Below are 19,669 nucleotides of genomic sequence, written 5' to 3'. Positions count from 1 at the left end.
TCAAGCTGTCGCGGCGGGGCTCACGTCCCGCCGCGACTTTAAACGGACCTTGTTTCAGGGCTTGATACGAACCATGGACACGACAGCCCAGCACGGCACGGTGAAGGAGGGGCCTCAGGACTCCACGCCACGCCTGACGCTGTCCGGCATCTCCAAGAGTTTCCCGGGTGTGCGCGCGCTGCACAATGTCAGCCTGTCGCTCTATCCCGGCCAGGTGACGGCACTGATCGGCGAGAACGGCGCCGGCAAGTCGACGCTGGTCAAGATCATGACCGGCATCTACCAGCCCGACGCCGGCACGATCAGCATCGACGGCCAGGCTGTCACCTTGCCCAGCGCGCATGCCGCCTTCGGCCATGGCGTTACCGCCATCCATCAGGAAACCGTGCTGTTCGACGATCTCACAGTCGCCGAAAATATCTTTCTCGGCCATGCGCCGCGCACACGGCTAGGCACCATCGACTGGCGCACGATGCGCGGAAATGCCCGCGAAGTGCTCGACACCATGCATGCCGGCCATATCGACGCCGATGCGCGGCTGAAGGACCTCGGCATCGCCAACAAGCATCTCGTCGCCGTCGCCCGCGCCATGTCGATCGACGCCCAGATCGTCATCATGGACGAGCCGACCGCCGCGCTTTCGATGAAGGAGATCGAGGAGCTTTTCCTGCTCATCGAATTCCTCAAGGAGGAAGGCAAGGCGATCCTGTTCATCAGCCACAAGTTCGACGAGATCTACCGCATCGCCGACCGCTACACGGTGTTCCGCGACGGCGAGGTGGTTGGCGAAGGCCTGATCAAGGATGCCGGCCAGAGCCAGATCGTGCGCATGATGGTCGGCCGCTCGGTCGATCATATCTTCCCGCAGCGCAAGGCCGAGATCGGCGCGCCGGTGCTGTCGGTCGCCGGCCTGTCGCACCCGACCGAGTTCAACGACATCGGCTTCGAGCTGCACAAGGGCGAGATCCTCGGCTTCTACGGCCTTGTCGGCGCCGGCCGCAGCGAGGTGATGCAAGCGATATCGGGCATCACCCGAACCTCTGGCGGCACGATCACGCTGGAAGGCAAGGCGATAGCGCCGAAATCGGCGGCGGATTCGATCGAAGCCGGCATCGTCTACGTGCCGGAAGAGCGCGGCAAGCAGGGCGTGGTGATCGGCCTGCCGATCTTCCAGAACGTCTCGCTGCCCTCGCTCAAGCGTACCTCCAAGTCTGGCTTGCTGCGGCTGGCCGAAGAGTTTTCGCTCGCCCGCTCCTACACCGAGCGGCTTGACCTCAGGGCCTCCTCGCTCAGCCAGGATGTCGGCACGCTGTCGGGCGGCAACCAGCAGAAGATCGTTATCGCCAAGTGGCTGGCGACCGCGCCCAAGGTGATCATCCTGGACGAGCCGACCAAGGGCATCGACATCGGCTCGAAAGCCGCCGTGCACGGCTTCATGGCCGAGCTGGTGGCGCAAGGCCTGTCGGTGATCATGGTGTCGTCGGAACTGCCGGAGATACTCGGCATGTCCGACCGGGTGGTGGTTATGCGCGAAGGCCTTGTCGCGGCGACATATGACAATAAGGGGCTGGACGCCGAGACGTTGGTGCGGACGGCAGCGGGGATCGCGGCATGAAGGCCTTTCTCAAATACCGCGAGATCTGGCTGGCCGCGGCTATCATCGTGCTGATCGGGCTGATCTCGACCCGCTTCCCGGCTTTTGCCGACCCCGGCAACCTGGGCCAGGTGTTCAACGACACCTCGATCCTGATGATCCTGGCGCTCGGCCAGATGGTGGTGATCCTGACGCGGTCGATCGACCTGTCGATGGCCTCTAATCTCTGCTTCACCGGTATGGTGGTGGCGATGCTGAACGCGGCACACCCGGCGATCCCGATCCCGGTGTTGATCGTCATCGCGCTCGCTGTCGGGCTTGCGCTGGGCGCCATCAACGGCCTTCTGGTGTGGCGGCTGAACATTCCTTCGATCGTGGTGACTTTGGGCACGCTGACCATCTATCGCGGCGCCACTTTCGTCCTGTCCGGCGGCGCCTGGGTCAATGCCGACAAGATGAGCCCGGAGTTCATCGGCTTCCAGCGCGCCGCCTTCCTCGGCATTCCGGTGCTGTCCTGGATTGCCATCCTGGTCATCGCGCTGTTCTTCGTGCTGATGACGCGCACCGCGCTCGGCCGCTCGATCTATGCCATCGGCGTCAACCCGACCGCGTCAATCTATACCGGCATCGATGTCGGCCGCACGAAATTCATCGTCTTCTGCATCTCCGGCATGATCGGCGGGCTTGCCGGCTATCTCTGGATCTCGCGTTACGTCATCGCCTCGGTCGAAGTCGCCAACGGCTATGAGCTCAACATCATCGCCGCCTGCGTCATCGGCGGCATTTCGATCGCCGGCGGCATCGGCTCGGTCGGCGGCGCGGTGCTGGGCGCGCTGTTCCTCGGCATCATCTCCAACGCGCTCCCGGTCATCAACATCTCGCCCTTCTGGCAGATGGCGATTTCGGGTAGCGCCATCATCCTGGCCGTCGTGCTCAACGCGCGCGGCGAACGCCAGCAGGGTCGCATCATCCTGAGAAAGGCGGAGGCGGCATGAGCGATATCCCTGCCCCGCGCCACATTCCCGACCGGCTCGACAAGCCGTTTCGCTCGGCGATCTTTTCCTGGGAGGCGCTGCTGGTCGTGGTGGCCGTTGCCATCTTCGCCATCAACAGCTTCGCCTCGCCCTATTTCCTCGACCCCTATTCGCTGTCGGATCTGACCTTCAATTTCACGGAGAAGGGCCTGATCGCCTTTGCCATGGCGCTGCTGATCATTTCGGGCGAGATCGACCTGTCGGTGGCCGCCATCATCGCACTGGCATCGACCATGATGGGCATGGCGGTGCAGGCGGGAGCCGGCACGCCGGTGCTGGTGCTGATCGGCATCGTGGTGGGCCTCGGCTGCGGCGCCTTCAACGGGCTCTTGGTGACAAGGCTTGGCCTGCCGTCGATCGTCGTCACCATCGGCACGATGAGCCTGTTCCGCGGCATCGCCTTCATCATCCTTGGCGACCAGGCCTATAAGGGCTATCCCGAAAGCTTCGCCTTCTTCGGCCAGGGCTATGTCTGGTGGGTGGTCTCGTTCGAGCTGGTGCTCTTCCTCATCGCCGCCGTCGTCTACTGGTTCCTGCTGCATCGCACGAGTTTCGGCCGCCGCGTCTTTGCCATCGGCAACAATCCGGTCGCTGCGCAGTTTTCCGGCGTGCGCGTCGGCCGCATCAAATTCATCCTTTTCTGCCTGACCGGACTGATGTCAGGCATAGCTTCGGTGCTGATCACCTCACGGCTCGGCTCGACGAGGCCGTCGATCGCGCAGGGCTATGAGCTGGAAGTCATCACCATGGTGGTGCTCGGCGGCGTCAGCATTCTGGGCGGCGCCGGCAGCATTGTCGGCGTCGTGCTGGCAGCCTTCATCATGGGGCTGGTGACCTTCGGCCTTGGCCTGCTCAACGTGCCGGGCATCGTCATGTCGATCTTCATCGGCCTGCTGCTGATCATCGTCATCGCCCTGCCGATCGTCTGGCGGCGGCTGCGCGGAGGACGTTGATGCCTGAGAAATACGCGTTCAAGATGAAGCTCAAGCCGGGTATGAAGGCCGAGTACAAGAAGCGCCATGACGAGATCTGGCCGTCGCTGGTCTCGCTCTTGAAGCAGGCCGGCGTGTCCGACTACTCGATCCATCTCGACGAAGAGACCAACATCCTGTTCGGCGTGCTGTGGCGGCGCGATCATCACGGCATGGCCGAATTGCCGAAGCAACCGGTGATGCAGCGCTGGTGGGCAGACATGGCCGACATCATGGAAACCGGGCCGGACAATGAGCCGGTGGCCGTGCCGCTGGAAACAATGTTCCATATGGCATGAGTGCTCTGCGCCACATCGCCGTCATCGACATCGGCAAGACCAACGCCAAGGTGGCGTTGGTCGATCTCGCCACTTCGAGCGAGGTGGCGTTGCGCCGGATGGCGAACGCGCCGGTGCGGCAAGCGCCCTACCCACATCACGATGTCGAGTCGCTGTGGACATTCATCCTCGACAGCCTTGCCGGCCTCAACTGCGAACAGCGCATCGACGCCATCTCGATCACTACCCATGGCGCGACAGGTGCGCTGGTCGACGCCTCTGGCGAACTGGTGCTGCCCGTGCTCGACTATGAGTTCGACGGCCCCAACGGACTGGCGGCGGACTATGACGCAATCCGCCCGCCTTTCGCCGAGACGGGCACACCGCGCCTGCCGCTCGGCCTCAATCTCGGCGCGCAGTTCTTCTGGCAGCAGAAGCGCTTTCCGGCCGCGTTCGCGCATGCGACCGCGATCCTGATGTACCCACAATACTGGGCGCTGCGCCTGACCGGCGTCGCCGCCAACGAAGTGACCTCGCTTGGTTGCCACACCGATCTGTGGAACCCGTGGACTGCTGGCTTTTCGTCGCTGGTCGATCGGTTGGATTGGCGCGGCCTGATGGCACCGGTGCGGCCGGCCAGGAATCGCCTCGGCCCGATCCTGCCCGCGCTTGCCGCGCGAACAGGCCTTGATGCGCGAACACCTGTGTTCTGCGGCCTGCACGATTCCAACGCCTCGCTGCTGCCGCATCTCCTGTCGGACGCGCCACCCTTCTCGGTCGTCTCGACCGGCACCTGGGTCGTGTCGATGGCGGTCGGAGGCAGAGAGATTGCGTTGGATGCGGCGCGCGACACGCTGGTCAATGTCAATGCGCTGGGCGACCCCCTCCCCTCGGCCCGTTTCATGGGCGGCCGCGAATTTTCCGTGCTGACGGAAGGCCAGCCGGAGACTTGGAGCGAAGACGATATCGGCGCCGTACTGGCGCGAAAGACATTGTTGCTGCCATCGACACAGCAAGGGTCCGGGCCGTTCCCGCATCAGGCCGCGACATGGCTCGACGCTGAGAGCATCAACGATGGCCAGCGTTTCGCCGCCGTCTCGTTCTATCTGGCACTGATGACGGCGACCTGCCTTGACCTGATAGGCGCCGATGGCCCGACCACCGTGGAAGGACCCTTTGCCCGCAACCAGCTGTTTGTCGGCATGCTGGCCGCAAGCACAGGCCGCGCCGTCGTCGCCTCCGAAGCCACTACCGGCACCAGCATCGGCGCGGCACTGCTAGCGTCCGATCAGGTCATGGCGTATGGCAAAGGCGAAAGAATAGAGCCGCCGACCGATCGGGCCTGGGCCGACTATGCCAACGCCTGGCGCGTGGCGGTCGAAGCACGGGGCTGATCAGAGGATCCGCTTGCCGAAGGCCGACATGACGAAGCTGACGGCGTCGGTGGCGATCCTCGGTTCGAGATCAGCGGTCAGCCCCGAAACGTCCATCGACAAAAGCCCGCCGGACAGTGCGATAGCCTCCATCGCCTGATGCGTCTCGCGCACGGTCAGCCCACCGGAGCCGGCCGCCCAGCCGGCGAATTCGGTCGCTGTCGGTGAATAGCTGACGTGAAAGCCTTGCGTGCCCGACGGGGCGATGCGGATCGCCTCATGCATAAGGTCGCGCATGCCCATGGCGTCGATATCCGTCATGGTGAAGGCCGACACCCGCGAATCCTTCAGCACCCGCGCCTCGGCCGGATCGGCATGGCGCAGGCCGACGATAACGACATTTTCCGGCGACAGCTGCGGCTGCAGCGCGCCGGCCTTGTGATCGAGGCCGAGGGTCCGGGCCAGCACGGAGCCTTCCGGCAGGTCGATACCCTGTTCGCCTTCCGGCATCAGCGCGGCGATGGAATCGATCCAGATCAGGCCGAAGGAGTGCGTCGCGCGCGCCGTCGCCGTCAGCGCATTGTGGGCGACGCGGCGATCGGCGCCAGCAGTCAGCCGGATCAACCCGGATGGCGGCCGCTCGAAATCGGCCAACTCGACGACATCGAAATTCATCGCTTCCAGCCGGGCGCCGGTGCCTTCCCGGGCAAGGATGCCGGCAGCCCCCTGTTCCGCCGAGATCGACACCATCTTGCGGCCGTAAAAGTCCTCGACATCGTGCATTGGGGCCTTTTCGACATATTCCGAGGTCATCGCCAGCAGCATGGCGCCATAGTTCATGCGGAAGGCGACGCGATCTCCCACAGCGGGCCGCGGATCGGCGTCCTGCACGTCGAGCAGCAGATGGTCACTGGAGGCGCCGAGCACGCGAATCCCCTTGGCGATCGGCGTCAGTCCTTCGACCAGCACATCCTCGCGGCCGATATTGGCGATGGCACGCAGCCTGTCGCCCTCGTCGGGAAAGACCGGCTGGTTGCCGAAGGCGTCGTAACCGGACTCGCCGATCGGCCGCGACGGCTTCAGCTTGACCTCGATGATGTCGCTGGTCAGGCGGCAGGCATCGGGCTCGAGTTCGGCCCATGGCACATCGCGGAAGGTCTCCACACCGCCTTGCAGGATCGCCTCGCCGACCCTGAGATTGTTGATGCCGGCCGGAAGTCTGCCTTCAAGCAGCAAGGTCAGCGACGACGAGGCACCGCCCGAGATCCAGTCGAGGCTTTTGCCTGACAGGCGCTCGGTCTTGTAGGCATGGGCGACAAGTTGCCCGAGATTTTCCGGCGTCGGCATGATGGCGCCGAAGCAGCCGAGATTGGTGCCGATACCGGCGATACGCACGCCCTTGAACTGCAGGATCTGCTCGACCGTGGGAATAAGATCGTTCGGCCAGATGCCTTCGCGCAGATCGCCAAGGTCGATCATCAGCATGATGTCGTGGACGCGGCCCATGCGCTCGGCGATGCGAGAGATTTCGCGGATGGTGGCGAGCTCCGACTGCAGGCTGATGTCGACCGTGCGCACCACCTCCTCGATGCGCGCCATGGGCGGGCTGCGCAGCAGCATGATCGGCGCGTTGATGCCGCTGTCGCGCAACCGGCGGATGTTTTCGAAACGCGATTCGGCAATGCCGGCGACGCCGCCGCGCAACATGGCGCGCGCCACTTGCGGCATGCCGCACATGCCCTTGGTGACGCCGAACACCTTGATGCCTGACAAAGCGCAGCGGTCGACGATGGTGCGGGCGTTGCGCTCGATGCGGCCAAGGTCGATGGCGACTTGCGGTCCTGACATCCTACCCCCCGTACACAAGCCCCTGCGGGTCGATCTCGGGCTTGCGGCCGGCAACGAGGTCGGCCAGGAATTTTCCCGAGCCGCAGGCCATGGTCCAGCCGACATGGCCGTGGCCGGTGTCGAGATAGAGGTTTTTGTAGCGCGCTTGGCCGATGACCGGCACGGAGCCCGGCATCATTGGCCGCAGCCCCGCCCAGAGCTCCGCCTTCTTCTCGTCGAAGGCGCCGGGGAAAAGATCCCTGGCGGTCCTGAACATGGTGGTAAAGTCGCTTGGCTTATGGGTGCGGTCGAAGCCGGTGAATTCGGCGGTCGAAGCCAGCCGCAACCGGTTGCCAAGCCTCGAATAGGCCATCAGCTGGTCCTCGTCGGCGCCGCCTATGGTCGGCCCCTTGCTCTCGTCTTCCAGCGGAATGGTCGCGGTATAGCCCTTCACCGGATAGACCGGCAGGTCGATGCCGTAGCGGCGGCCAAGCAGGCCGCTTTCCGGCCCCATCGAGATGACGACGGCGTCACCCGTCACCGGTCCGGCCGAGGTCATAACCGCCCGCACTCGGTCGCCTTGGATATCGAGGCCCTCGACCGTGGTGCCGAACAGGAATTTGACGCCGAGCTTTTCGCTGGCATAGGCGGCGAGATTGTCGACGAACAGTCTGGAATCGCCGGTCTGATCGATTGGCGAATAGACGCCGCCGGCGATCTTTTCCTTCACCCCGGCAAGGCCCGGCTCGAGTTCGACCAGCCGGTCGCGGCCGACGATCTCGATCGGCAGGCCGTGCTCGGCCAGATAGCGGTAATTGTCGGTGCCGGTGTTGAGGCTGTGCTGCGAGCGGAAGAAATACAGGATGCCTTTCTTGCGCTCGTCATAGTGGATGCCGGTGTCGGCCGAGATGGCGTTGATGCAGTCGCGCGAATAGAGCGCCAGGCGCAGCTTGACCTGGCTGTTGGCGCGCAGGCGGGCCACCGTGCATTGGCGCAGGAAGCGCAGGCTCCAGGCGAGGAAATAGGGATCGAAGCGCAGCCGCACCTTGATGCCGAGATCATGATTGTAGAGCCCGCGCAGGAACGTCTTCAGTGCCGCCGGCGAAGCCCAAGCGGTGGCGTCGCCTGGCGAAACCAAGCCGGCATTGGATTGGCTGGTGCCCCGCGCGGGCGCCGCATGGCGCTCGATCACGGTGACCTCGTGCCCGTCGGCGGCCAGGTAATAGGCCGCTGCCGTACCGACAACGCCGGCGCCGAGCACCGTTATCTTCATGCCATCCCCCAAAAGCTCTTCGCGGCGCAGCGCCCTGCCGCGAATGCCTTCCATAGCGCGTCGGCGCGTGCCTTGCGAGCCCTCGGGGCTTGGCTCAGCCGCGGGCGGAGTTCTTGCTGGTCAGGATGCGTTCCCAGGCGAGTGCGTCGGCAACGATCTGGTCGAGATCGTCGCGCTGCGGCGTCCAACCGAGTTCCGCCCGGGCAAGGTCCGAATTGGCGACCACCGCTGCCGCATCGCCGGGACGCCGGTCGCCCATCTTCACCTCGAAATCGCGGCCAAAAGCGCGCCGAACGCTGTCGATCACCTCAAGCACCGAATAGCCATGGCTATAGCCGCAATTGGCGACGAGGCTCGTACCCCCGGCGCGCAGCCGCTGCAGCGCCAGGCGATGCGCGGCTGCCAGGTCGCTGACATGGATGTAGTCGCGCATGCAGGTGCCGTCCGGCGTCGGATAGTCGGTACCGAACACCTGCATGAAGGGACGCTTGCCGAGCGCGGTCTCGCAGGCGACCTTGATGAGATGGGTGGCGCCCGGCGTCGACTGGCCGGTGCGGCCCTTCGGGTCGGCGCCGGCGACGTTGAAATAGCGCAGCGCCGTGTAGCGGATGTCGTGCGCGAGGCCGGCATCGCGCAACATCCACTCGCTCATCAGCTTGGACAGGCCATAGGGCGATTCCGGCGCCAGGCGGGCATCCTCGCGCACCGGCTCCAGCCCAGCGCCGCCATAGACGGCGGCGGTCGAGGAAAAGATGAAATGCGGCACACCCTCGCGCACCGCGGTTTCGATCAACGTGCGGGTCTTTGAGGTGTTGTTCTCGTAGTAGGCGAGCGGGTCGGCGACCGATTCGGGGACCACGATGGAACCGGCGAAATGGATGATCGCGTCGACATGATTGTCCCTGATGATCGAACCGACCAATTCCTTGTCGGCGACATCGCCAACGACCAGCTTTGCCTCCGGCGCCACCGCCCATTCGAAGCCGGTGGAAAGGCGGTCGAGCACGACCACTCTCTCACCCGCATCCAGCAATTCCCAGACCATGTGGCTGCCGATATAGCCGGCGCCGCCTGTCACCAAAACCGTCATCCGCATCCTCGCATCTCAAGATTTATCGGAAACTGTCTCAAACACCGCCTTACTGGAAAGCCTGCCGCATGGCCATTAGAACCCTTGGTAACCGGCGTTCACCAAATGTGGCATCGTGCTGAAACAAAAGTGATCCACAGTGCGTGTCGTGGAATGGGAATAGGCCACGATCCGCCATCGTTAGGAACAGGTGCGGGGCGTGGCATTTTGACCAAAACGGCCCGGTGGACGACCAATAGGCCAATGATTATGATCCCGCGCAAAATTGGGAAGCCGACATGAACTACCAGCGGTTCTTCGAAGAAGCGATCGACCAGCTCCACGCGGAGCGTCGCTATCGTGTCTTCGCCGACCTCGAGCGCATCGCGGGCAAGTTTCCGCGCGCCATCTGGCGCTCCAACGGCCGCGCCGAGGAAATCACCGTCTGGTGCTCCAACGACTATCTCGGCATGGGCCAGCACCCCGATGTCATCGCCGCGTTCCAGAACGCAGCCGGCAAGATGGGCTCGGGCGCCGGCGGCACTCGCAACATTTCCGGCACGTCCAACCCGCTGGTCGAGCTCGAACATGAGCTTGCCGACCTGCACGGCAAGGACGCGGCCCTGGTCTTCACCTCTGGCTTTGTCTCCAACGAAGCCTCGATCTCGACCATCGCCCGGCTGTTGCCCAATTGCCTGATCATCTCGGACGAACTGAACCACGCCTCGATGATCGAAGGCGTGCGCCGCTCGGGCGCCGAGAAGAAGATCTTCCGGCACAATGACGTCGCGCATCTGGAAAGCCTGCTGCAGGCGGCCGGGCGCGAACGCGCCAAGCTGATCGTCTTCGAAAGCGTCTATTCGATGGACGGCGATATCGCGCCGATCCGGGAGATCGTCGAACTCGCCGAGCGCTACAACGCCATGACCTATATCGACGAGGTCCATGCGGTCGGCATGTACGGACCGCGCGGCGGCGGCATCACCGAGCGCGAGGGCCTGGCCGACCGCATCGACATCATTGAGGGCACGCTGGCCAAGGCATTCGGCACGCTGGGCGGCTACATCACCGGCACCAGCGCGGTGATCGACGCGGTGCGCTCCTATGCGCCGGGCTTCATCTTCACCACGGCGCTGCCGCCGGCGATTGCCGCCGCGGCGACCACCTCGATCCGCCATCTCAAGCGCTCGCAGGCCGAGCGCGATGCCCAGCAGCAGCAGGCAGCGCGGACCAAGCAGATCCTGTCGGCGGCCGGCCTGCCGGTGATGGAGTCGCCAACCCATATCGTGCCGGTGCTGGTGGGTGACCCGGAGCTTTGCAAGATGGCCAGCGACCGCCTGCTTGGCGTGCACGGCATCTACATCCAGCCGATCAACTACCCGACCGTGCCGCGCGGCACCGAGCGTCTGCGCATCACGCCGACGCCGTTCCATTCCGATGCGCTGATCGCGGGACTACAGGATGCGCTGGTCGAGACATGGGACGCCCTCGGCATCCCCTATGGCGCGGCAGGACGGCCCGCAGTGGCCAAGAGCGATCGGATCGTTCCATTGCTGGTGCCCAAGTCAGGCGGCTGAAGCCCGTTTGAAACTCTACTCCAGCGGCCATCTGACGCGAGTATCTGCGCTTCTACAGCGCCGCGCGTCCATCGGACGCGCAAAGGACGCTGTAGCAATTTCCATTTGGCGCATGATCCTTTCCGAAGATCGAACCCGATCTTCGGGGTCATGCGCGTGCTCACGGACTTGAATGTCCGCTGCGCTCCGGTTCTCGACACCCACGCCAGCTGACTCGCCGGAGCGATTTTCAAATCGGGCTTCGGCGGCTCAAATGCTCTTCATCCATTTCGCCAGCCGGTGCGCCGCTTCTTCGAGCTGATCGAGGCGGCGGTGGAAGCACAGCCGCAGGAAGGCTTCGCCGCCGGGGCCGAAGGCGGTGCCGGGCGCCAGGCCGACATTGGCCTTGTCGACGATGTCGAAGGCGGCGGTACGGGAATCGGTGATACCGTCGACGGTGAAGAACAGATAGAAGGCGCCCTGCGGCACGGTAAAGCGCGCGCGGCCAGTGGCGCCGAGAATGCCGCAAACCAGATCGCGCGCTTTTCTCGCCCGCTCCACCTGCTCGGCGACGAACCCATCGCCCTCGTCAAGGGCCGCGACCGCGCCGCGCTGCATGAACTGGGCAACGCCGGAATTCGAATATTGGATCAGGTTCTCGAACACCTGCTGCAGGCTCGGATGCGTCTTGATCCAGCCGACGCGCCAGCCGGTCATCGCCCAGTTCTTGGAAAAGGAGTTGACGAACAGGATGCGGTCTTCCTCCGTCGCGATGTCGAGGAAGGACGGCGCGCGGCCATGGCCATAGTGGAACAGCGAATAGATCTCGTCGGCGATGATCCAGACGTTTTTGGCCCGCGCGAGGTCGAGGATCGCTTGCAAGGTCTCGTGATCGGCGGTCCAGCCGGTCGGGTTCGACGGCGTGTTGATGAACAGTGCCCTGGTGCGCGGCGTGATCGCCGCGGCGATCTTCTCGACGTCGCAGGACCAGCCATTGCCGGAATGATCGAGCGTGACCGGCACCGGAACGGCTCCTGAGAGGGCGGCGGCGGCGTCGAAATTCGGCCAGGCCGGCGACAGATAGATCACCTCGTCGCCGGCGCCGGCCAGCGCGGTAAGCGACATCTGGATGGCATGCATGCCGGATCCGGTGACGATGAATTGTTCCTCCGGGAAGGTCTTACCAAAGTGCCTGGCGTAGTAGCGTGCCAGCGCCTGCCTGAGGTCGGGGATGCCCCTCTGCCAGGTGTAGAACGTCTCGCCGCCGGCCAGCGCCTTCGACGCGGCATCGGTGATGAAGGCGGGTGTCGGCAGGTCGCCCTCGCCGGCCCAGAGCGGGATCAGGCCCTCGCGCAGGCGGCCGTAGTTGACGACGGCGACAATGCCGCTTTCCGGTGCGGCACGGGCTTCGGCGCGAAAGCTATCGATCAGGCTCATGGACAAATCCGTTTTCCCTTAGAGCAGTTCACCGTTTCACGGAAACGGCAAACCGCTCTAACTCTCTATTTTAACGCAATTCCGGACGGAAAACCGTTTCACACTTTTCCTGGAATTGCTCTAGGCTTGCCGCTCTTACCAGATACGAAAACAGAAAACCCCAGCCGCGAACGACCGGGGTTTTGGTCCAGCAATGGCTGGCTGAATTATCGCTTGGCGAGCAGATCGCGGATTTCGGTGAGGAGCGCGACATCGGCGGGGGGTGGTGCGGCCGGGGCAGCCGGCTTCTCGCGCTCAAGCCGCCGGCGCAGATTGTTCACCGCCTTGACCATCAGGAAGATGATGAAAGCGAGAATGAGGAAGTTCAGCACTGCGGTGATAAAGCTGCCATAGGCAAAAACAGCGCCTTGTTTCTTGGCCTCAGCGAGGGAGGTAGCGTTGACGGCCGAGGACAGCCCTATGTAATAGTTATTGAAATCCAGACCGCCGAAAATCGCACCGAAGATTGGCATGATGACGTCGTCGACCAGCGAAGTGACGATCTTGCCGAAGGCCGCGCCGATGATGACGCCGACCGCAAGGTCCATCACGTTACCCTTGGAAATGAATTCCTGGAATTCTTTCAGCATTCGACCCTCCTTGTCATGACCCGCCGCGCTGCCGTTCCGTCCTTGCGGCATCGATGCGGCGACAACATAACAAAAACCTGAAGTTGCAACATGGGCAAAAAGGAGAAAGCAACCGCTTTCTCCTTCCGGTACGGCAATGCGAACTTCCTCCTGAATCTTGCACCGCACATGCTGCCAAAGCCGCAATGGACATGGGGCTCAAGCTGTGATTGCGTTCGGATAAGCCGGATAAAAAGACGGCAAAGGAGGAAATTCCAGGCGTGCAAGGCTTGTTCATCGTCATCATCGCGATCGCCTATGTGACGCTGCTGTTCGCCATCGCCAGCCTGGGCGACCGCCGCTCGGCCGTCTCCGGGCCCGGTCGTGCGCGGCCGTTCATCTATGCGCTGAGCCTGGCCATCTACTGCACCTCGTGGACCTTCTTCGGCTCGGTCGGGCTCTCCTCCGAGCGCGGCCTCGAATTCCTCGGCATCTATACCGGCCCGGTGCTGGTGTTCGTGTTCGGCTTTCCGCTGCTCAACCGCATCGTGCGGCTGGCCAAGACCGAGAAGATCACCTCGATCGCCGACTTCCTCGGCGCGCGCTACGGCAAAAGCTTCACCGTCGCGGCGATCGCCACGCTGATCGCCACGATCGGGGCGGTGCCCTATATCGCGCTGCAGCTGAAGGCGATATCCGGCTCGGTCAGCCTGATGGTCGAGCACTATACGGGATCGCCGCCGTCCTTCGATCCGTTCGTCAGCGACATCTCGCTGGTCGTCGCTATGCTGCTGGCCTTGTTTGCGGTGCTGTTCGGCACCCGCCATGCCGACGCCACCGAACATCAGGACGGGCTGGTTCTGGCAGTGGCGGTCGAAACCGTGGTCAAGCTCGCCGCCTTCTTGGCGATCGGCCTGATGGTCACCTTCCTGATCTTCGGCGGTCCGGGCGACATGTTCGCAAAGCTGGCCGAGAACGCACAGGTGCGCCAAGCGATGGGCTACAACACCTCGCTTGCCACCTGGCTGGTGCTGACTTGCCTGAGCGGCTTTGCCATCATCATGCTGCCGCGGCAGTTCTACGTCACCATCGTCGAGAACCGCGGCGAGGCCGAACTGCGCACCGCGACCTGGGTGTTTCCGCTCTATCTCGTGGCCATCAACCTGTTCGTGCTGCCGATCGCCTTTGCCGGCCTGTCGCTGGTCGGCACCGGCACCAGCAGCGATCTCTACGTGCTGTCGCTGCCTCTGTTCAGCGGCCACGATTTGCTCGCCATGGCGGCCTTCATCGGCGGGCTGTCGGCGGCTACCGCCATGGTGATCGTGGAAAGTGTGGCGCTCTCGATCATGATCTCCAACGACCTCGTCATTCCGCTGTTCGTGCGCCGCCTGCTCAAGACCTCGACCTCAGAGAACGAGGACTGGTCGACGCTCATTCTCAATGTGCGGCGCGGGGCGATCTTCATCCTGTTGTTCATCGCCTTCCTCTACTATCGCGAAAGCACCAACAGCGCGCGGTTGTCGTCGATCGGCCTGATGTCCTTCGCCGCCATCGCGCAGTTCGCGCCGGCGCTGATCGGCGGGCTGATCTGGCGCGGCGCCAATGGCCGGGGTGCCGCACTCGGCATGGTCGCCGGCATCCTCGTCTGGAGCTACACGCTGCTCCTGCCCTCGCTTGTCGCGCCCGACACCGACATCGTCGTGCACGGGCTCTTCGGCTTCGAGGCGCTGCGCCCGCAAGCCCTATTCGGCACGGTGGCCGAACCGCTGAACCACGGCGTGTTGTGGAGCCTGTCGATCAACACGCTGTTTTTCGTGCTTGGCTCGCTGTCGCGCGCGTCGGTGCCGCTGGAGCGCATCCAGGCGTCGATCTTCGTGCCACGCGACGCCGGTCCGATGCCGAGCCTGCGCCGCTTCCGCACCGCCATCACCGTCAACGACCTCAAGGACACGATCGCGCGCTACCTCGGCGTCGAGCGCACCGAGCGCTCCTTCCAATCGTTCGAGAAGACCAACGGCGCCTCGCTGCACGGCAAGGAGCAGGCGAGCATGGACGTCATCCGCTTCTCCGAGCAGCTTTTGGCCAGCGCCGTCGGCTCCTCCTCGGCGCGGCTGATCCTGTCGCTGCTGTTCCGGCGCCATGACCGCGAATCCCGCGATGCCTTCCGCCTGCTCGACGACGCCACCGAGGCGCTGCAGCACAACCGCGACCTGCTGCAGATCGCGCTCGATCAGATGGAGCAAGGCATCACCGTCTTCGACCGCGATTTCCGGCTGATCTGCTGGAACCGCCAGTACCGGGCGCTGTTCGACCTGCCCGACGAGATGGGCCAGGTCGGCGTCTCGCTCGATCAGATCCTGCGCCATCTCGCCGAGCGCGGCGACATCCCCGCCGACCAGCGGGTGACGATGCTCAACCGGCTGACCAGCTTCGTCAGTCCCTGGCAGATGGAACTGAAGACCAGCGGCCGCATCCTGGAGCTGCGCTCCAATCCGATGCCGGATGGCGGCATCGTCGCCACCTATGCCGACATTTCCGGACGCGTCGAGCAGGATCTGGCGCTAAAGCGCGCCAATGAATCGCTAGAGCAGCGCGTCAAAACCCGCACCATCGAGTTGACTAGCGTCAACGAGGAGTTGACCCGGGTCAACGAGGAGTTGGCGCAGGCGCAGATGCTGGCCGAGGAGGCCAATCTCGGCAAGACGCGCTTCCTCGCCGCAGCCGGCCACGACATCCTGCAACCGCTGAACGCTGCCCGGCTCTATTGCTCGTCGCTGATCGAGAAGGCCGGCAAGGGGCCGGCCGGCAAGGCGGCGGTCAACATCGAATCCTCGCTGGAATCGGTCGAGACGATCCTCGGCGCCGTGCTCGACATCTCGCGCCTCGATGCCGGGGCGATGAAGCCGGACGATACCGCCTTCAACCTCGACGGATTGCTGCGCCAGATCGGCAATGATTTTCGCCCGATGGCCGCCGAGAAAAAGCTCGGCCTGACGATCATGCCGTCCTCGCTGACGGTCGTGACCGACCGCAATCTGCTGCGCCGGCTGATCCAGAACCTCGTTTCCAACGCCATCAAGTACACGCGCAGGGGCCGCATCCTGGTCGGTGTGCGGCGGCGCGGCGAACTGGCGGAGATCCAGGTCATCGATACCGGCATCGGCATTGCCGGCGAGAAGCTGAACACGGTCTTCCATGAATTCACCCGGCTGGATGAAGGCGCGCGCGAAGCCGAAGGGCTCGGCCTCGGGCTCTCCATCGTCGACCGCATCGCCCGGGTGCTGCGCCTGGAAATCCGCATCTTCTCTAATCCGGGCAAGGGCACGCGCTTTTCCGTCATCCTGCCCGTCGCGGCGGTGCAGGAGCCGCGACGCGAGGTCGAAACCAAGGCTCCCGCGCGTGCCGTGGCTTCGCTCGCCGGGCTGCATGTGCTCTGTATCGACAATGATGCCCGCATCCTCGAGGGCATGCGGCTGTTGCTCGAAGGCTGGGGATGCAAGGTCGACACTGTATCCGGCTCACGGGATCTGGAGAACGCCGCGTTACATCGCCCGGACATCGTGCTTGCCGACTACCATCTCGACGGCGAAACCGGTCTCGACATCATCGCGCGACTGCGTGCGACCCATGGCGACGACCTGGCCGCCGTGCTGGTCACCGCCGACCGGTCCAACGAGGTGCGGGCGGCAGCAGCTGGGCTCGATATTGCGGTGATCAACAAGCCGCTGAAACCGGCGGTGCTGCGCTCGATGATGGCCAGGGTCAGGCCGCTCGCATCTGCCGCCGAGTGACACCAACGGGCCGGCCGGCCACAGCTGGCGATCTCAGGCCCTGTGCCCCAGGCTCCTGAGGTAGGCACAGAACATGTCTGCTATCGCGTCGGAATAGGTCTCGATCTCCGCCGGTATTCGCGGACTTGCCGAAAAATCCCGTCCCGCCGCACTAAGCATCGTCATGACGAGTTCGCCGGCCAAGGCTCGGGTGGCATCCTCGGCCTGGGGCAGTGTCTCGCGCATGAATATCTCGACCGTTCGCTCCGCCGAAGCCCTCGCCTCTTGCGCCTCGGGCGCGTCCCGATAAAGCGGCGCAGCGTCGTCGAGCGCGCCACGCACTGCCGCTTCTTCACATTCGGAGCGGACAAAGGCATGCACCAGGATGCGCAGCCGTTCGAGGGGTGGCTTCTCGACCTCCTGGAGAATACGGCACAGCAGGTCGGTCGTCTGCTGCCATTCGTCGCTCTGCAACCGGAACAGCAGTGCCGCCTTGTTGGGGAAATACTGGTAGAGCGAGCCGACGCTGACCCCGGCCTTTTCCGCCACGCGCGTGGTGGTGAAACGCTGTGCGCCCTCCGTCTCCAAAACCTGAACAGCCGCTTGCAAAATCGCCGCGACAAGGTCCGTGGCACGAGCCTGTTTGGGCTGTTTTCGTGAGGAAATCAAAGGGCTTGAGCGTCCGGTCATGTCCCGTCTCGGTAATGCGAATTGGAAACCTGAAGGATTATTCGTATTTTTCGGCACAACACAAGCACGCAGCCATTTCGACCGGAGACTTCATGACGACGCTGACCGATGCCCCGCTGGCCCCCCTGCTCGCCCGCCTGTACGAAGAAGCCAATGCCGCGACCAGTCCGGCGGTGGCCGCACTCTCGCACGAGGAGCGGGCGCGCCTGCTCAACAGCAAGACCGAATATGTCGATTTCTATGGACGGCTGAAGGACCTCTGGCTGGCGATCTCGCCGGAGACCGGCACACTGCTCTACATGCTGGCGCGCAGCAGCGGCGCGCGCATCATCATCGAATTCGGCACCTCGTTCGGCATCTCGACGCTCTATCTTGCCGCCGCACTCAGGGACAATGGCGGCGGCCGCCTGATCACCACCGAATTCGAGCCTTCAAAGGTGACGCGGGCCAAGGCCAATCTGACCGAGGGCGGCCTCATCGACCTGGTGGGGATCCGCGAGGGAGACGCACTTGAAACGCTGAGCGCCGACCTGCCCGAAACGATCGACCTCTTGCTGCTCGACGGCGCCAAGGCGATCTATCCGGAGATCCTCAGCCTGGTCGAGAGCCGGCTCAGGCCAGGCGCGCTGGTCATCGCCGACAATGCCGATTTCTCGCCCGAATATCTGGAACGGGTGCGCTCGCCGGCGTCGGGCTACATGTCGACGCCCTTTGGCGAGGACGTCGAACTGTCCGTGCGGCTCGGCTGAACAGTCCCATCGCCGCATGGGATTCAACCATGCGGCTGAAATCTCCATGTCGCTCCGGGCGACCGTAGGCGTTTACGTCAACCAACGCGCAATCTCCGGGCCGTCGACGACAGTCGGGCCTCCATGCGTAGGTGACGCCATGATCAACACGCTTCTTTCCTCCTGGCGCGCAGCCCCGCGCCCAGCCCTGTTGGGGCTTCTGCTCTTCTTCTGCGCCGGTTTCGCCGATGGCGCGCTGATGCCTTTCTTTCCGCTCTGGGCGAGCAGCGAGGCGGGCATTCCCGTCGGCGCGATCGGCCTGCTGTTCGGCTGCTATGCCGGCGGTGAACTGCTGGCGGCGCCGCTGATCGGCGGCATCGCCGACCGGATCGGCCGGCGGCCGGTGCTGATTGTCTCGTCGATCGGCGTCGGCGCCGGCTTCCTGGGCCTGTTCTTCGTGCATGGCGTCGCCATTACCGCGATCGTTCTGCTTGCGACCGGCATGTGCGAATCGGTGCTTCATCCGACGATTTTGACCGCGATCGCCGACGTGACCCCGCCATCCGCCCATCCGCGCTGGTTCAGCCTGGCGCGCGTGAGTTCAAGCGCCGGGCAGATTCTCGGACCGGCCTGCGGCGCCCTGCTTGCGCTCGTGTCGCTGCGCAGCGCGTTTCTTGCCGGCGGTACGATGCTCGTGCTGGGCGGCATCGTGATGCTCTTCGCCCTGAACGAGACGATCGGCATTGGCCGCGCCGCCGGCGACGATCTTCCCGACGGTGAGGACGACGAAGAGGAAGGCCTGTCCGCGCTGCTGCCGGCGTTCCGCGACGGCCGGCTGGCGAAGCTGCTGCTCTGGGTCGTGCTGTTCGAGGTCGCCGGCAACTGGATCGAGGCGGTGATCCCACTTTACGCGCAGGATGCCGGGACGCTGACGCCATCCGGCGTCGGCGCGTTGTTCGCCTACGCCGCCGCCTTGACGGTCGGCTTGCAGATGCTGGTCAGCCGCATGGTCGAGTCACGATCGGCGCTGTGGCTGACAGTCGGTGCCGGCCTAGCGACGATCTTCGCCTTTGCGCTGCTTGCCGCCTCGCCGGCGATGGTGGCGCTGATCGGAGCGGTCAGCCTGTGCTCGATCGCGCAGATGCTGGTCGGACCGCTGGTGCCGACCGCCGTCAATGCGCTGGCGCCGCCCGCACGGCGCGCTTCCTACATGGCGGCCTCGTCGGTGGCGGTCGACCTCAAGGACTCACTGGGGCCATCGATCGGCACAGCGCTCTACGCTCTAGCACCGCGCCTGCCCTGGATCGCCGGCATTCCACTGGTGGCGATCGCATCGCTCGGCCTTGGCGTCGCTATCGGCCGGGCGCGGCGCCCTTTGCGGCCGACCGAGAATGATGCCACGCCGCAACTGCGCTCAGCCGTCGAAAACTATCGCTGAGATTCGGCGTCATCGCACAGACG

15 protein-coding genes are annotated in these 19,669 nt (G+C 64.2%); 9 read left to right on the top strand and 6 right to left on the bottom strand.

Features of this window, described 5'->3' with window-relative positions; genetic code table 11:
- The first annotated feature begins 73 nt into the window (after positions 1–73).
- From MAFF_RS23355 to MAFF_RS23335, 5 genes are read left to right on the top strand one after another with little or no spacing between them, the layout of a single operon-like run.
- Complete coding sequence (locus MAFF_RS23355) at positions 74–1,615, top strand: sugar ABC transporter ATP-binding protein (protein WP_010913441.1); 1,542 nt, start codon at positions 74–76, stop codon at positions 1,613–1,615.
- Positions 1,612–2,589 carry an ABC transporter permease gene (locus MAFF_RS23350; protein WP_010913440.1) on the top strand — a complete coding sequence of 326 codons (978 nt, stop codon included), beginning with the start codon at positions 1,612–1,614 and terminating at the stop codon, positions 2,587–2,589. The genes MAFF_RS23355 and MAFF_RS23350 overlap by 4 nt, the downstream gene beginning before the upstream one ends.
- A complete protein-coding gene (locus MAFF_RS23345) occupies positions 2,586–3,581 on the top strand; it encodes an ABC transporter permease (protein ID WP_010913439.1) in 996 nt (331 codons plus the stop codon). The genes MAFF_RS23350 and MAFF_RS23345 overlap by 4 nt, the downstream gene beginning before the upstream one ends.
- A complete protein-coding gene (rhaM, locus tag MAFF_RS23340; RefSeq protein ID WP_010913438.1) occupies positions 3,581–3,898 on the top strand; it encodes an L-rhamnose mutarotase in 318 nt (105 codons plus the stop codon). The genes MAFF_RS23345 and rhaM overlap by 1 nt, the downstream gene beginning before the upstream one ends.
- Entirely contained in the window at positions 3,895–5,271 is a 1,377-nt protein-coding gene (locus tag MAFF_RS23335) for an FGGY-family carbohydrate kinase (protein ID WP_010913437.1), read from the top strand. The genes rhaM and MAFF_RS23335 overlap by 4 nt, the downstream gene beginning before the upstream one ends.
- Here MAFF_RS23335 and MAFF_RS23330 read toward each other — a convergent pair whose 3' ends face one another.
- The 3 genes from MAFF_RS23330 to galE all read right to left on the bottom strand — a co-directional run bounded on the left by MAFF_RS23330 (position 5,272) and on the right by galE (position 9,440).
- On the bottom strand, positions 5,272–7,098 hold the full coding sequence (locus MAFF_RS23330; RefSeq protein ID WP_010913436.1) for an alanine racemase: 1,827 nt from the start codon (positions 7,096–7,098) through the stop codon (positions 5,272–5,274). It lies immediately after the preceding gene.
- Position 7,099: 1 nt separating this feature from the next.
- Positions 7,100–8,350 carry a D-amino acid dehydrogenase gene (locus MAFF_RS23325; protein ID WP_010913435.1) on the bottom strand — a complete coding sequence of 417 codons (1,251 nt, stop codon included), beginning with the start codon at positions 8,348–8,350 and terminating at the stop codon, positions 7,100–7,102.
- A 94-nt stretch (positions 8,351–8,444) separates the two neighbouring features.
- Positions 8,445–9,440: a UDP-glucose 4-epimerase GalE gene (gene galE / locus MAFF_RS23320; protein WP_044548915.1), complete on the bottom strand. Its 996-nt coding sequence runs from the start codon at positions 9,438–9,440 to the stop codon at positions 8,445–8,447.
- A 278-nt stretch (positions 9,441–9,718) separates the two neighbouring features.
- On the opposite strand from galE, the gene hemA reads away from it, so the two are divergent.
- Positions 9,719–10,996, top strand: a complete 1,278-nt coding sequence (gene hemA, locus MAFF_RS23315; protein ID WP_010913433.1) for a 5-aminolevulinate synthase — start codon at positions 9,719–9,721, stop codon at positions 10,994–10,996.
- Between the two features lie 249 nt (positions 10,997–11,245).
- On the opposite strand, the gene MAFF_RS23310 is transcribed toward hemA, so the two are convergent.
- Both MAFF_RS23310 and mscL read right to left on the bottom strand, forming a co-directional pair.
- The gene (locus tag MAFF_RS23310; RefSeq protein ID WP_010913432.1) at positions 11,246–12,412 is read right to left on the bottom strand and encodes a pyridoxal phosphate-dependent aminotransferase; all 1,167 of its coding nucleotides are present in this window, start codon (positions 12,410–12,412) and stop codon (positions 11,246–11,248) included.
- 206 nt (positions 12,413–12,618) lie between these two features.
- Complete coding sequence (gene mscL / locus MAFF_RS23305; RefSeq protein WP_032934029.1) at positions 12,619–13,041, bottom strand: large conductance mechanosensitive channel protein MscL; 423 nt, start codon at positions 13,039–13,041, stop codon at positions 12,619–12,621.
- Positions 13,042–13,301: 260 nt separating this feature from the next.
- Between mscL and MAFF_RS23300 the strand changes: the two genes are divergently transcribed.
- On the top strand, positions 13,302–16,811 hold the full coding sequence (locus MAFF_RS23300) for a PAS domain-containing hybrid sensor histidine kinase/response regulator (RefSeq protein WP_010913430.1): 3,510 nt from the start codon (positions 13,302–13,304) through the stop codon (positions 16,809–16,811).
- A gap of 33 nt (positions 16,812–16,844) precedes the next feature.
- Here MAFF_RS23300 and MAFF_RS23295 read toward each other — a convergent pair whose 3' ends face one another.
- Positions 16,845–17,480 (bottom strand): TetR family transcriptional regulator, encoded by a 636-nt coding sequence (locus MAFF_RS23295; protein ID WP_010913429.1) that lies wholly within the window; start codon positions 17,478–17,480, stop codon positions 16,845–16,847.
- A gap of 92 nt (positions 17,481–17,572) precedes the next feature.
- On the opposite strand from MAFF_RS23295, the gene MAFF_RS23290 reads away from it, so the two are divergent.
- Together MAFF_RS23290 and MAFF_RS23285 are read left to right on the top strand one after the other, a co-directional pair.
- Positions 17,573–18,229, top strand: coding sequence for an O-methyltransferase (locus MAFF_RS23290; RefSeq protein WP_010913428.1), 657 nt, complete (start codon positions 17,573–17,575; stop codon positions 18,227–18,229).
- Positions 18,230–18,368: 139 nt separating this feature from the next.
- Positions 18,369–19,646, top strand: coding sequence for an MDR family MFS transporter (locus tag MAFF_RS23285; RefSeq protein ID WP_244420591.1), 1,278 nt, complete (start codon positions 18,369–18,371; stop codon positions 19,644–19,646).
- Positions 19,647–19,669 lie beyond the last annotated feature (23 nt).

It is taken from the genome of Mesorhizobium japonicum MAFF 303099, from assembly GCF_000009625.1.
Taxonomy (GTDB): domain Bacteria; phylum Pseudomonadota; class Alphaproteobacteria; order Rhizobiales; family Rhizobiaceae; genus Mesorhizobium; species Mesorhizobium japonicum.
This window is presented reverse-complemented; position numbering and strand designations above follow the sequence as displayed.